9 protein-coding genes are annotated in these 14,924 nt (G+C 59.4%); 6 read left to right on the forward strand and 3 right to left on the reverse strand.

The annotated features are described in order from the left end of the window. Positions 1 to 60: 60 nt before the first annotated feature. Together FAES_RS22255 and FAES_RS22260 are read left to right on the forward strand one after the other, a co-directional pair. Positions 61 to 1,395, forward strand: a complete 1,335-nt coding sequence (locus FAES_RS22255; protein WP_015333441.1) for a Gfo/Idh/MocA family protein — start codon at positions 61 to 63, stop codon at positions 1,393 to 1,395. Positions 1,396 to 1,408: 13 nt separating this feature from the next. After that, the gene (locus FAES_RS22260; protein WP_015333442.1) at positions 1,409 to 2,272 is read left to right on the forward strand and encodes a sugar phosphate isomerase/epimerase family protein; all 864 of its coding nucleotides are present in this window, start codon (positions 1,409 to 1,411) and stop codon (positions 2,270 to 2,272) included. 102 nt (positions 2,273 to 2,374) lie between these two features. On the opposite strand, the gene FAES_RS22265 is transcribed toward FAES_RS22260, so the two are convergent. Continuing rightward, entirely contained in the window at positions 2,375 to 3,496 is a 1,122-nt protein-coding gene (locus tag FAES_RS22265; RefSeq protein WP_173401279.1) for a TlpA disulfide reductase family protein, read from the reverse strand. Between the two features lie 497 nt (positions 3,497 to 3,993). Between FAES_RS22265 and FAES_RS22270 the strand changes: the two genes are divergently transcribed. The 4 genes from FAES_RS22270 to FAES_RS22285 all read left to right on the forward strand — a co-directional run bounded on the left by FAES_RS22270 (position 3,994) and on the right by FAES_RS22285 (position 9,894). After that, on the forward strand, positions 3,994 to 4,776 hold the full coding sequence (locus FAES_RS22270; protein WP_015333444.1) for an NIPSNAP family protein: 783 nt from the start codon (positions 3,994 to 3,996) through the stop codon (positions 4,774 to 4,776). 47 nt (positions 4,777 to 4,823) lie between these two features. Next, positions 4,824 to 6,665: a glycoside hydrolase family 9 protein gene (locus tag FAES_RS22275; RefSeq protein WP_015333445.1), complete on the forward strand. Its 1,842-nt coding sequence runs from the start codon at positions 4,824 to 4,826 to the stop codon at positions 6,663 to 6,665. 71 nt (positions 6,666 to 6,736) lie between these two features. Further along, positions 6,737 to 8,686 (forward strand): sialate O-acetylesterase, encoded by a 1,950-nt coding sequence (locus tag FAES_RS22280; RefSeq protein WP_051054251.1) that lies wholly within the window; start codon positions 6,737 to 6,739, stop codon positions 8,684 to 8,686. Positions 8,687 to 8,712: 26 nt separating this feature from the next. Beyond that, positions 8,713 to 9,894, forward strand: coding sequence for a glycoside hydrolase family 26 protein (locus tag FAES_RS22285; protein ID WP_015333447.1), 1,182 nt, complete (start codon positions 8,713 to 8,715; stop codon positions 9,892 to 9,894). Positions 9,895 to 9,911: 17 nt separating this feature from the next. Here the strand turns inward: FAES_RS22285 and FAES_RS22290 are convergent, their stop codons facing one another. Together FAES_RS22290 and lacZ are read right to left on the reverse strand one after the other, a co-directional pair. Beyond that, complete coding sequence (locus tag FAES_RS22290) at positions 9,912 to 11,423, reverse strand: amidase (protein WP_015333448.1); 1,512 nt, start codon at positions 11,421 to 11,423, stop codon at positions 9,912 to 9,914. Positions 11,424 to 11,524: 101 nt separating this feature from the next. Continuing rightward, positions 11,525 to 14,752, reverse strand: coding sequence for a beta-galactosidase, LacZ type (lacZ, locus tag FAES_RS22295; RefSeq protein ID WP_148289578.1), 3,228 nt, complete (start codon positions 14,750 to 14,752; stop codon positions 11,525 to 11,527). Positions 14,753 to 14,924: the final 172 nt, after the last annotated feature.

Raw genomic sequence — 14,924 nt, forward strand, 5'->3', positions numbered from 1 at the left:
CCCAACGTACCTGACCGCCTTTACTGCTGCTGGGTACGTTGGGCAGCCAACCCAAACGCTATGACTTCGCTCAATCGCCGTGATTTTATCCGAACAGCTTCGGCCGCTGGCACCAGCCTGCTTTTATCGCCCTCGCTGTCGGCCGGGGGGCTCTACCGGGGCGCCCCCAACGAAAAGGTCGTGCTGGCCATGATGGGCACCAACAGCCGGGGCGCGTTTCTGGCCAAAAACTTCGCCCGCACGCCCCATACCGAGATTGGGTACGTGTGCGACGTCGATGAAAAAGTACTCGCCCGCACGCTCGACAGCCTGGAAAAGCAGACGGGCAAACGCCCACAGGGGTTCACCGACATTCGGAAGCTGCTCGAAAAGAAAGACTTCGATGCGCTGGTCGTAGCCGCCCCCGACCACTGGCACGCGCCCGCTACCATCATGGGCTGTCAGGCGGGCAAGCACGTATACGTGGAGAAGCCGTGCAGCCACAACCCGCACGAGGGCGAAATGGCCGTTGAAGCCGCCCAGAAATACAACCGGCTGGTGCAGATGGGCAGTCAGCGGCGGTCGTTTTCCAACGTGCAGGATGCCGTCAAACGGCTGCGCGAGGGCGTCATCGGCCGGGTGTATTTTGCGCGGGGCTGGTACACCAACTGGCGGCCGAGCATCGGCAAAGGCAAGGAAGTGCCCGTGCCCGGCCACCTGCACTACGACCTCTGGCAGGGCCCGGCCCCCGCCCGCCCCTACCGCGACAACCTCATTCACTACAACTGGCACTGGTTCTGGCACTGGGGCACGGGCGAAGCGCTCAACAACGGCACCCACGAGCTGGACGTAATGCGCTGGGGGCTCGGGGTCGACCACCCCACCAAAGTAGTGTCGTCGGGCGGGCGGTTTGCGTTCAACGATGATTGGGAAACACCCGACACCCAAACCATTACCTTCAACTTTGCCAACAACACGGCCATGTCGTGGGAAGGCCGGAGCTGCAACGGCTACGACGCCGAAGGCACGGGCCGGGGCGTGGTCTTTTACGGCGAAAAAGGTACGTTGGTGTATCCCGGTGCCAACAGCTACAGCATCTACGACCAGAAAAACAAGTTGGTGCAGGAGGTGAAAGACAGCACGCCCTACGACGCCACCAACACCGTCAGCCCGCTGGAACAACTGGACGCCCTGCACCTGCAAAACTTCGTGCAGACTATCCGGGGCGAGGCGAAATTGCAGTGCCCGATTAGTGAAGGCCATAAATCGACGTTGCTGCCTCAACTGGGCAACATTGCCTACCGCGTGGGTCGGGTGTTGCAGTGCGACCCCACCAACGGGCACATTCTCAACGATAAAGAGGCCCAGAAACTATGGTCACGCGAGTACAACAAAAACTGGAACGTCAGAGTCTAAACCGCCCCATTCAATGACCAATCAAGTTATTGCCCGCGTCCTTGTCGGGCTGGGGCTGGTTTGCCTCGGCTCGCCGCTGATGGCGCAAAAGAAAGCGCCGCTGCCCAACGTACCCGGCATGGTGTCGTACACGTACCGGCAGAGTTTTCAGCGCAACGTGGCGGCTACGCTGGACACGATCCGGGCGATGGGCATCACGGACATGGAATTCTCGAACCTGTTTGGCAAGACGGCCGCCGAGCTTCGGCAACTGCTCGACGAACGGGGTATGCGCTGCTCGTCGTTTGGCGTAAGCTACCCCGATGCCCTCACCAAAACCGATGAGGTCGGTGCCAACGCCAAAGCGCTGGGGGCGCAGTATGTGCGCGTAGCCTGGATTCCGCACGAAGCACCGTTCAATCTGGCCGCCGCGCAGAAAGCCGTGGCCGATTTCAACCAGATCGGAAAGCGCCTGAAGGAGCAGTACGACCTGACGTTTTGCTACCACAACCACGGCTACGAATTCCACCCCGCCCCGGAAGGCACCCTGTTCGATTACATCGTGCAAAAAACCGACCCCAGGTACGTGAGCTTCGAGCTGGATATTCTATGGACCGTCTTTCCGGGGCATGACCCTGTGGCGTTGTTGCGCAAATATGGCAGTCGGTTTGCGCTTATGCACCTGAAAGACCTGCGCAAGGGCGTAGCAGGCAACCTGTCGGGTGGCACCCCCACCGAGAACGACGTAGCGCTGGGCACCGGTCAGGCCCAATTGCCGGGCATCATCAAGGCCGCGCAACAGGCGGGCGTTCGGCATTTCTACATCGAAGACGAGAGCCCCAACATCGCCACGCAGGTGCCGCAGAGCCTGGCCTATTGGCGACAGGTAACCCGCTAACCCAGCCCAACGCGAAAACGGCCGCGCTCCACTCAGGGGCGCGGCCGTTTTCGCGTTGAAGAACGTACCCAGCGCGAGTCAGGTACGTTGCTGGGTACGTGCTTAGGGCTTGGCTACCAGCAGTTCGCCCAGTTTTTTGCCCAGTTCTTCGCCCCGGATGTTCTTCGCCAGAATCTTGCCATCGGGGCCAATCAGGAAATTCTGCGGAATAGCCCGCACGCCATACAGCTTGGCCACATCGTTGTCCCAGAATTTGAGGTCCGACACCTGCGTCCAGGTCAGCCCATCCTTGTGGATGGCGCGCATCCAGGCTTCTTTAGCATTGGGCCGGTCGAGCGATACGCCCAGGACGGTGAAGTTTTTGTCTTTGAACTGGTTGAAGTTCTTCACCACGTTGGGGTTTTCCTGCCGACAGGGCCCACACCAGCTCGCCCAAAAATCGACCAGCACGTACTTACCCCGGAACGATTTCAGCGATACGGCTTGTCCCAGCGTGTCGGCCTGCGTGAAATCGGGGGCCACTTCACCAATCGAGGTCGCTTTGAGGTTAGTCAGCACCGTGGCGTATTCTTTGCCGGCTTTGCTGTTTTTCAGGTCGTCGGAAAGGGTCGCGAAAAGCGGGGCCACATCCGTGTATTCAGGCACGCTTCCACCCGTCGCCTTCACCGCATCGAGGCTGACCAGGCTACGCGGGTTCGCTTTGATGAAATCCGCCCAGATTTTCTTCTGCTCACTTTCGATGGTGTTGTAGCGTTTTTCGATCGAGCTGTTAAAATCAGCCGATTTACGCTGCTCGTCGGTGGCTTTCTGGTACTCCTGCATCAGCGCCGTCATCCGGTCGGAGGCGGGTTTCAGCGCGGCCTTCAGTTTCTCGTTGTCGGCGTTCAGTTTGGTGCCGCTCGCTACGGCATGCAGAACCGAGTCGGGGCTGCTGACCGTGATCGTTCCCGGCTCCAGGTACACCGCTACGCCATTGGCGGCGCTCAACCGGCGCATACCTACGCCCCGATGGTCGATGATCAGCATCGCTTTAGTGGGGTCGGTTACGGTACCTTTGAACGAAAAAGCACCATTCGTGATGGCCGACGAATCCAGGTTGACGGTCCCACCCGACACCGTTCGCAGGTACGCTTTCGCAGGCGCGTTGTACGTACCTACTTTGCCGGTGAGCGTGTAGGCACCACTTTGGGCCAACCCCGCCAGTGGCAGGAGCGCGCAGGCCATAGAAACCAGGTTTTTCACAATCGTTATCAAGCTTGATTTACTGTAATGATAACAGTTTTGGGCAACCAGACCAGCCATTACGGTACTTTTTAGTCAGAAAGTCACCAAAAGGTGGCGACGTGTTGGATTAAAAGCCCCCCAACAGAGGGCACGCCGGATACACCCCATACTTTCCGGCGGATTAGTCCCTAACCACCCGACGTTAGGGTTTTCCCTGAATTATATGCCTTTGGGGTTTTCGGTAGCAATAGAGGCTCAGGCCAATCCTAATTTTGCTATCAATAATTCTATTTGGTATCCGTTCCAGTTGCCGCCAGCATTCGGAAGGCAGCCCCACCCGGCCATTGATTTCAGTAACCTTGCCCGCATATGGCCTGACGGGCGTTAGGTACGACGGTGATTTTGGTTTATAGTACGTAAGCGTTCTCTGCAGCCACGACGGCCCAGACAACCTTGAGCCGTTGGCAGAGGATGTTACCGCTTACTCCTAAACACGCATGAAACGCAGACAATTTGTAACTGCCTCGCTGGCAGCTTCCGCCGCCCTGACAACCGCTCAGGCAAACCCCTTGACCACCCCGATGGCCCCGGCCCGCAAGCAGGTCTATGAACTTCGGGTCTATGAGTTTCGCTTCAACCTGTCGCAGGCGGGTCTGAACAGCTACCTCACCGAGGGGCTGATTCCCGCCCTGAACCGGATGGGCGTGAAGAACGTGGGCGTCTTCACGGAAATGGGCAAACCCGAGCCCGCCAAAACGTACGTGCTGATTCCCTACGGTTCGTGGGAAGAGTATGGCATGGCCGCCACTAAGCTCGCCGCCGATACAGCCTACGGGCAGGCGAAGGCCAAATACGACGCCCTGACGCCCGACAAAGCCCCGTTTGTGCGCTACACCACCACGCTACTCAACGCCTTCGACGGCCTGCCCGCGCTGACCGTGCCCAAGGCGGAAGGCCGCCTGTTTGAACTACGGACCTACGAAGGCTACTCGGAAGATGCCGTGCGGCGGAAAGTAAAAATGTTCAACGACGAAGAAATCACGATTTTCAACAAAACGGGGCTGCATCCGGTCTTTTTCGGCGAAGTGGTGGCCGGCGAACACATGCCCTGCCTCACCTACATGCTGACGTTCAAGGACATGGCCGAACGCGATGCCAACTGGAAACAGTTCAGCGCCAACCCCGACTGGAAACGGGTATCGGGCGCTCCCGAATACGCCAACACCGTGTCGTTCATTCACCGGGTGTTTCTGGAACCGGCCGCTTCCTCGCAGATTTAAGTGCAGTACGTACCCCTCTTCCTCTCGTTTTAACCAGGCAGGCACCCATGCACCTGACACTCCCGGCCCTGCGCCTCCGCTTCCTTCTGGGCGGTCTTTTCTTCGTGGCGCAAACCCAGGCCCAGTCGGTTTCCGAATCGATCCGGCTCAACCAGATCGGGTTTTACCCCAACGCGGCTAAGGTCGCCATTATCGTAGCCGGGTCAGACGCCAACGGGTCGGACGCCAACAGGCCGGACGCTGCCCAGCCCTTTCAGCTGACCACGCCCGACGGCAAGCAGGTGGTGTTCTCAGGTACGTTGAGTGCGGCTCGCAAAAACGTCATTTCGGGTAAACTGGCACGTACAGCCGATTTTTCGGCCTTTAAAAAAGCTGGGACCTACGTCGTGAACGTACCTGGCCTGGGGCGCTCTTATCCGTTTTCGATTGGGGCCAACGTGCACCGCCCCGTGGCAGTGGGCGCGCTCAAAGGGTTTTATTACCAGCGCATGAGCACCGACCTGCCCGAACGCTACGCCGGGCAATGGCACCGCCCCGCCGGACACCCCGACAACCACGTCTGGATTCACCCGTCGGCGGCCACGGCCACGCGCCCGGCGGGCAGCACGATGGCTTCGCCGCGCGGCTGGTATGATGCCGGCGATTACAACAAGTACATCGTCAATTCGGGCATCACGATGGGTACGTTGCTGTCGCTTTGCGAAGACTTCCCCGACTTCTGCCGCACGCTGACCACCAACATCCCCGAAAGCAACAACCGCCTGCCCGACCTGCTCGATGAATCGCTCTGGAACCTGCGCTGGATGCTGACCATGCAGGACCCCGACGATGGGGGCGTATACCACAAACTCACCAACCCGAAGTTCGACGGGATGGTGATGCCCGACAAGGCCGGTTCACCCGATCGGACGAGCGATCGCTACGCCATTCAGAAAACCATCACGGCGACGCTCGACTTTGCGGCCGTGATGGCGCAGGCCAGTCGGGTGCTCAAACCTTATGGCCGCGAGCTGCCCGGCCTGGCCGATTCGTGCCTGACCGCCGCCACCAAAGCCTGGCAGTGGGCCAAACAGAACCCCAATGCGCTCTACGATCAGGAAGCGATGAACCGTGCCTTCGACCCCGACGTAACCACAGGGGCCTACGGCGACCGCAACGCGGGCGACGAGTGGATCTGGGCGGCAGCCGAGCTCTACCTGACTACCAAAGACGACGCGTATTACACCGCCGTCGACCTGTTTCCCGACGCTAAAACCCAGCTTCCGTCGTGGGCGCAGGTACGTCCGCTGGCTTACTATTCGCTTGCCCGCCTGCGTAATCAACTGACGGCCCGCGGCCAACAGGATCTGCCGAAGGTGAAAGCCCAGCTTCTCCAGCTGGCCGATGGCCTGCGGCAGGACGTGGCGAAACACGCGTTTCAGACACCGATGGGAAAGGTAGCGAGCGACTACATCTGGGGTAGCAGCGCCGTAGCGGCCAATCAGGGCATCGCCCTCATTCAGGCGTACCGGCTCACCAACGACGCCACGTACCTGAACGCCGCCCTCGCCAACCTCGATTACCTGCTGGGCCGCAATGCCGTGGGCTACTCGTTCGTCACGGGTTTTGGTCATAAAACGCCCATGCACCCGCACCACCGCCCATCGGTCGCCGACGGCATCGATGCGCCCGTGCCGGGTTTACTGTCGGGCGGAACCAACGCCAACGCCGCCCGGCAGGATAAATGCCCGGGCTATACCACCACCGTCGCCGATGAGGTCTTTCTGGACGCCGACTGCTCGTATGCCTCTAACGAAATCGCCATCAACTGGAATGCGCCGCTGGTGTATCTGGCCGCGGCGGTCGAAGCGCTTCAGCAGAAAGCGACACCTATTCCAGCGCAGCCCTGACCTAACCAACTGGCTATCAATAGCAAGTTTCTTACTAATCATTTCGTATTGTTTTCTCCCCACTGTCACCCATGAGCGTTCGTTTTTTCTGTTCCGTTCTGCTGCTTGCCAGTCTGGCGGCGCATGGCCAGGTCCGTATGGCCCGCATTTTCTCCGACCACGTGGTTTTGCAACGGCAACAGGCTATTCCGGTTTGGGGCTGGGCCAAACCGCGCGAGACCGTGAAGGTGACGCTGGCGGGCCAGACGCAGCAAACCAAGGCCGACGCCAACGGTAAATGGATGGTGCGGTTTACGCCCCTAGAAGCGGGTGGCCCCCACACACTGGTCGCCACGGCCAAATCGGGCAACGCGCAGGCAACTGACGTGCTCATTGGCGAGGTGTGGCTTTGCTCGGGGCAATCGAACATGGAATGGCCGGTGCGGCAGGCCAACAATTTTGCGGCCGAAAAAAAGAACGCCAATTTCCCGACCATCCGGCATTTCCGCGTGGAGCACGAGTTGGCCCTGACCCCGCAAACCGACCTGAAAACGGGCGACTGGAAAGTGGCGTCGTCGGAAACGGTGGGCGACTTCACGGCGGTCGGGTTCTTTTTCGCCCGTGAGCTGGCCCAGAAACTGAACGTACCCATCGGGCTGATGCACTCGTCGTGGGGCGGGTCGCAGGTCGAGGGCTGGATTAGCAAGGAAGGGATGTTGAGCAACGACGAGCTGCGACCTACCGTGCAAAACCTGCCCACCAACTGGGCCGCCGCCGACAGCCTGGTCGACCTGAAACTCCGCAAACAGCTACAGGTGCCGGTAAACCTTACCCCCGCCGACGAAGCCAACTACCTCAAGCCGGACTACACGTTTGCGGGCTGGCGAAAAACCGACCCCATCGGCCAGTGGGAATGGAAAGACATGCGCGGGTTCACCGGGCGCGGGTACATGGCCCGGCTCGTCGACATTCCCGAGGAGATGGTTGGCACGCAGACCACGCTGGCCCTGGCCGAAAACGACAGCCCGAATCAACTCTACATCAACGGTAAACTCGTGGCCGAAGGCACGATGCAGGGCGTTCGGAAGTTCACCATTCCGGCCAACACCTGGCAGGCGGGCCAAAACCGGATTGTGCTGAAGCTAGGCAACATGGTGAACCCCAGCTGGTATGGACCGGGGCTGAAGGGTTCGGCTACGGACCTTTACGTGGAAGACGGGTTGCAGCGCATCAGCCTCGGCAGCGACTGGTTCATCATGCCCGCCTTCGCCGAAAAGCACGAGTACAAGCGGTTCATGAACAACGTCGCCATCAGTATTTACAACGCCATGATCGCTCCGCTGGAACCCATGGCCATGCGCGGGGTACTGTGGTATCAGGGCGAAACCAACGCCGGGCGGTCGTATCAGTACCGGCAGTCCTTTCCGCTGCTCATTAACGACTGGCGGCAGAAATTCGGGCAGACCATGTCGTTCTATTTTGCCCAGCTCTCGAGCTATGGCCCTAGCCAGAGCAGCAACCAGGGAAGCGGCTGGGCCGAACTGCGCGAAGCCCAGACCATGACCCTTAGCCTACCCAAAACTGGTATGGCTGTCATCACCGACATTGGCAACCCCAAAGACATCCACCCGACCAACAAGCAGGACGTGGGCCACCGGCTGGCGCTGAACGCCCTCAAACTCGACTACGGGCAGACCGTCAATTACAGCTCGCCGATGTACGACAAGGTGACGTTTGACGGAAACAAAGCCATTGTCCGTTTCAAGCATGCCGACGTTGGTCTGACGGCGCACGACAAGTATGGCTACGTCAAAGGCTTCGAGATTGCGGGCGACGACAAAGTGTTTTACTACGCGCAGGCGACGATCAGCGGCAACACGGTGGTAGTGTCACACCCGAAGGTGGCCAAACCGGCGTCGGTGCGATACGCCTGGTCTGACTCACCCGACGAAGCTAACCTCTTCAGCATCGATGGCCTGCCCGCCAACCCCTTCCGCACCGACGACTGGCCCGGCGTCACGCAGAAAGTCCGCTTCGACTAGTACTCATTACCCATTTACTCACCGTTATGAAACCCATTCTGTCCTCCAACGTCTTCGTTTCAACCATCGCAGCCGTTGGGCTGACGGCCGGAACGCTCGCCGGCCCTTCTACCCTTGCCGGGCCCCGCCCGAAACTGATCGACGCCCACGCTACGAAAGAAACCAAAGCGCTGTACCACAACCTCGACAAACTGTCGCGGAAGCACATTCTGTTTGGGCATCAGCACGCCACCGAATACGGCCACGGCTGGACGGGCGACGCCAACCGCTCCGACGTCAAATCGGTCAGCGGGTCGCACCCCGCCGTGATTGGGGTCGACTTCAGTGGCTTATCGGGGCGCCCGGAGGCGGTGATCGAAAAGACAAAGGCGGAGCTTCGGAGGCAGATTGCCGACACCTACGACCGGGGCGGCGTAACGACCGTAGCCTGGCATTTTTCCAACCCTGTAACGCCCCGAACGGGCTTTTACTGGAAGGATTCCGTATCGGCCCCGGCGGTGGCTAATCTGGTGCCGGGCGGGTCGCACCACGCGCAGTACAAGGCCATTTTGCGAACGGTGGCCGATCTGGCCAACACGACTAAAGGCAGCGATGGCAAGCTGGTGCCGATGCTCTTCCGGCCGTATCACGAACTGGACGGCGGCTGGTTCTGGTGGGGCAAGCCGCATTGCTCGCGCGATGAGTTCACCAGCCTTTGGCGCTTCACGGTAACGTACCTGCGCGACAGCCTACAAGTCCATAACTTCATCTACACGTTTTCACCCGATTGCCTCTACAAATCCGAAGCCGACTACACCGACCGCTACCCCGGCAACGACTGGGTCGATGTGGTCGGCGTCGATAACTACGCCGATTTTGGCCGGAATGGGCGTTACAACATACCGGCGGGCATTGCCAAGCTCAAAATCATGGCCGATTTCGCCGCGAAAAACGGTAAACTGGCTGCTTTCACCGAAACCGGTCTGGAATCCATCCCCGACACGACCTGGTGGACCAACACGCTGCTAAAATCGCTGAAAGCCGAGAAGTTGAAGCTGGCCTATGTGCTGGTCTGGCGCAATGATACCCGCAGCCCCACGCACTACTACGCTCCCTACCCCGGTCAGGTAAGCGTGCCCGATTTTATGCGGTTTTATCAGGACCCGTACACTCTGTTTGAAACCGACCTGCCCAACCTCTACCGGCGTAAACGGCTGCTGTTCTTTTAGCAACGAAGGACGGGCGTTTACAACGACGGCAGTTTGTCGGCCCAGGGTTGCGCCTGTTCCAGTTGCCCCGCCACGCGGAACAGTAGCGCCTCGTTGCCCAGCGCGGCCGTGAACATGGACCCAACGGGCAACCCATCGACCGTCCAGTAAAGCGGCACCGACATCGACGGCTGACCAGTCATGTTGGCGACGGGCGTAAACGGAATGTAGCCAAACGATTTTTCGGCCAGTTGGTCGATCTGCCGACTGCCTTTCATAAACCGCAGCCCACCCACCGTGTCGATCATTTTGAGCAGTTGGGTTTCGGAAGCGCTGTTTTGTAACTCACCGATGGCGATGGGGGGCCGCGCCATCACGGGCGTCAGCAGCAGGTCATAGGTTTCGTGGAGCTTGCCCATGATCCGGCTGAGGGCATTCCAGCGGTGCGTCTGGTACGCAAAATCGGCCGCCGAATAGCCTTCGGCCAGCCGGGCCAATGCCCAGGTATTCAGTTCCACGTCGTCGCGGCGGGTTGGGCGTTTGAGGTAATCGGCCAGTTCACGGAGAGTCGCGCCCGTTTCGCCAATCACCATCGTCAGGAACAGTTCGCTCAGCGCGGTATGGTCGTAGGGCAACGCAATTTCATCGACGGCATACCCCAGCGTTTCCAGCAGTTTGGCCGTATGTTGCACCGCCCGGACGCACTCCTCGTGGGTACGTTGCCCCGGAAATGGATGCTGGGTCGTGAGGGCCACGCGCAGCTTGCGCGGGCTCACCTCGACGGGATCGCGCCCCACCTGACTCAGAAACGAGTCGGCCGGTTTGTCAAAGGCATATGGGTCGCCGACCGCCGGGCCAGCGATGACGTCGAGCAGCGCGGCACTGTCGCGCACGGTGCGGCTTACTACGTGGCTCCGTACGCAGCCCTGCCACAGCTCACCAAAACCAGGCCCCATGCTGGCCCGCCCCCGCGACGGCATCAGGCCAAACAGCCCACAACACGAGGCCGGAATACGGATGCTCCCGCCCCCATCCGACGCCGTAGCGGCCGGCACGATACCCGCCGCCACCGCTGCCGCCGAGCCGCCACTGCTGCCCCCCGGTGAGTGCGTGGGTTTCCAGGGGTTGCGGGTCGGACCATATAGGGTTGACTCAGTATAAGGCGTTAGACCAAACTCTGGCGTATTTGTTTTTCCAAAAAACACCAGCCCGGCCTGCTTGTATCGCGCTACACTGTAGCTGTCGTGCGACGATACGTACCCAGCGTAGCCTTTGCAGCCCATCTTCAGCGGCGTTCCGGCCCATTCCAGTTCCAGATCTTTCAGCAGAAAGGGAACACCCCGCAATGGCCCATCGTCGGGCAACTGATCGAGCATCCGGCGCCCCTGTTCGTAGAGGGGCGTCACGATCGCGTTGAGCGTGGGATTGACGCGCTCGGCCTGCGCAATGGCCATATCGAGTAATTCGATGGGTGTAGCCTCACCCCGCTGCACCAAATCGGCCAGCGCCAGAGCGTCGTGTTGCGTGTATTCGGAAGGAGTCATGACCATGAACCGTTATCAGGTAACCGGGATGTTCCGTTTTACAATCGGTTGTTGCATACAATAGTAAACCGGAACATCCATACTTGGTAGCGATTCGTTGTTCCTTGTTAGCGCGGCAGAATCAGGCTGGCTACCGTTTTGCGATCGGTACGGCCATCGGTGGGGCGCAGCCGGAAACTGTACGTGTAAGTTTTGGTGGGTGACAGCAGAAATTCGGGATGGGTACGTGGGGTCCAGCTGTCGTCACCGCCGAGGCCCATCTGCTGAAAGTCGATGTTGACCAGCGTGGTGGTCCCCCGCTCGACCGTTTGCGCATGGGGATTCTTGGCTGCCAGCAGGGCCGCGTCCGTGTAATCGCGGGCGTTGACATTCAGCCAGGTCGCATTACCGCTGATTGGCTCCGCCACGATCAGCAGACCGGTGTTGCCGGAGGCGTCGGTCAGGTGCGCCCAGCGAACGTCAGTCTTGTTGCCGTTTTCCTGCGCCATCGTGTACGGGAAAAACTGATCGGCCACTTTACCAGTATAGACCCCCACAAAAGCGGCATCTTTCCGGTCGGCATAGCTTTCAAAGGGGCCGCGCCCATACCAGGTCAGCGTGTTCAGGATGGCGGGTACGCTCAGTTGCATGCCTACCCGCGCCAGCGACGGCAGCGCCGTGGCGGTGGTGCTCCTGGGCTGCGTCAGGCTCCCACTCGAATAGGTTGTCGTCACCAGCACATCGCCGGTGCCGTACACCAGATACTCGGTACTTTGTCGGATGCTGCTGCCTTTCAACACGCATTCGTTGGTACAGATAATCTTAACACGCTGCCCGTTACCCAGCTTTTCAACTACCATATCGACCGGCGAAAACGTAGGCTGATCCAGCCCGACGCGCCGCCAGTGGGCCGCAAACGACTTGTCGCCACCACCTTCATCGTTGTCGGTAGGCACGCGAAAGAACGACGGGCGTAGCAAGCCGCCACCGCCGTTTTTCGGGTCGAGCAACAGGTCTTTGTCTTTAAACTGCCAGCGGCTGATGCCCCCCGCCGCTTTGCTGAACAGTACCATAAAATTGTCGCCCCGCAGCTCGACGGCCGAGTTGGTCTGATTAATCTTCAGCAGCGGAATCCGGGCCACGCCAATAACTGGGGGCGTAACCACGTCGGTCTGAATCGGAAACTGCTCGGCAGCCACTTCGTGACCAGCGGCCGCCCAGGGGGTGGCTTCTTTTAGTTGCAGGCTCAGCACCAGAAAGTACTCGCTACCGGGCTCCAGCACTGACGGGATGCTGTACGGCACCGTGACCTGAATCGTCTGCCCAGGTTTAGCCGTCAGCGTCGGCACAGTGCCCTGTTGCACCACGTCGCCGTTGCGGACCAGTTTACAAATCAGTTTGAGGTTGTCGAGGCTCTGGAAATCGTAAGTGTTTTTGACGTTCACCTTCGTTTGCGTGGCCGACAGTGGCGCGGGCAGCATGAATTTAACGTAGCTATAGGCCCGTTTTACCTCGTTCAGCTCGGGCTGCGGCGTCCGGTCGGGGTTCACCAGCCCGTCGCAGGCGTTGGCGCCGTCGATGTAGTTGATGTGATCGGTGTAGGGCTGGCCTTTTTTGTCGCGCAGGTACAGCCCCTGATCAACCCAATCCCAAATGAAACCGCCCTGCATACGTGGGTATTTGTCGATGGCGGCCCAATAGTCTTTCAGGTTGCCTACGCTGTTGCCCATAGCGTGCGCGTATTCGCACACGATGACGGGGCGCGTGGGGTCTTTTTCCATCAGCCGGATCATATCGTCGACCGACGGGTACATGGTGGTGATGATGTCGAAACTACTGAGCGACGTGGCGGTGTAGGGCTTTCGACCCTCGTAGTGAATGGGGCGGGTGGGGTCGACCAGCTTGATGATGTTGGCCATATCCCGGAAGTTCTGCCCCATGCTGGTTTCGTTGCCCAGCGACCAGATGATGATCGACGGGTGGTTTTTGTCGCGCTCCACCATCGCGCGGCCCCGTGCCACAAAGGCATCGCGCCATTCGGGCCGTTCGGCAATCTCGTAGCCCTTATACCAGAGGTCGTGGCTTTCAACGTTGGCTTCATCGATCACGTATAGGCCGTACTCATCGCAGAGGTCATACCACTCCGTCACGTTTGGGTAGTGGCTCGTCCGGACAGCGTTGATGTTGTATTGCTTCATCAGCTTGATGTCGCGAATCATGCTTTCGCGGCTGATGACGCGCCCGGTTTCGGGGTCAAACTCGTGCCGGTTTACGCCTTTGAACGTCACGGGCTGCCCGTTGACGAGCAGTTGGCCGTTTCGCATTTCCATTTCGCGGAAGCCGATCCGCTGGCTGATCACCTCCTGCACCTGCCCGTCGTTGGTGATCAGCTGGATCGTGAGCGTGTAGAGATTCGGCGTTTCGGCCGACCACAGCAGCGGGTTGGTTACGTAGCGGCTCAGGCGCAGGATTTTCTCCTGGTCAGACCCTACGGCATTTTCAGACAATAGCGTTTCCGTGAAAACGGGTTGTTTCTGCGGGTCATAAAGCGTTGTTTTCAGCCGGTAAACGGGCATCAGTTGCCCAACCAGATTACGAACGTAAGTGGTTAGTTTCAGCGTCCCGTTGCGGTAGGTGGGATCTTCCAGATCCGTCGTGATCTGCACGTCGCGCAGGTGCAGGCGTGGGCGGCTCACGAGCGTGACATCGCGGAAAATGCCTGCCAGCCGCCAGAAATCCTGGTCTTCGAGGTAGCTGGCATCCGACCAGTTGATGACCTCGACCGCCAGCACATTTTCGCCGGGTTGGATGGCCTCGGTAACCCTAAACTCAGCGGGCGTCATGCTGTCTTCATGATAGCCAACGTACCGGCCATTCAGAAACACCCGACAAGTCGACTGCACGCCCGCAAAATGCAGGTACGTTTCGCGACTGCTCCAGTCGGCGGGGACTTTGAAACGCGTTCGGTAGAGCCCTACCGCGTTGGTATCAGCCCGAATCAGCGGTGGCTCTGCCGGAAAGGGGTGTTTGATATTCGTGAAAATCGGTCGATCATAGGCCCGTCCTTCGCGGGCACCTACGACCTGCCAGTTGGACGGCACCGGCATATTGTCCCAGCCGGCGTCGTTGGTCGATGGCGCACTGAAATCGGCCGGGACCAGTTTGGGGTGTTTCAGCCATTTGAACTTCCAGGTCCCGTTGAGGCTCTGCACCAAAGGCGACGCCGTGCGTTTGTCGTCCAGTGCCTGGGCTTCCGTAGTGTATGGCCAGAAGGTAGCGTGGTGGGGTTCGGTATACTGGCTACTAATCTTGGGATTTTCGTAGAATGGAACGTCAGCCGATTGGGCAGCGGCCATCTCAACGCACAATAACGAAAAAGCTGCCTTGCAGACAACTGAGTAGATATACGGTAGGCGCATCCGGTGGGGCTAAGTTTTCACAAAGTAACAAAGCCGTAAGATAGCAGCAAAGGGCTAGGTTTACGCAACCGTTGGCCACTTCAGAACGCCAAATAGGCCAGGGGAGCCG

The organism is Fibrella aestuarina BUZ 2 (genome assembly GCF_000331105.1).
Lineage (GTDB): Bacteria > Bacteroidota > Bacteroidia > Cytophagales > Spirosomataceae > Fibrella > Fibrella aestuarina.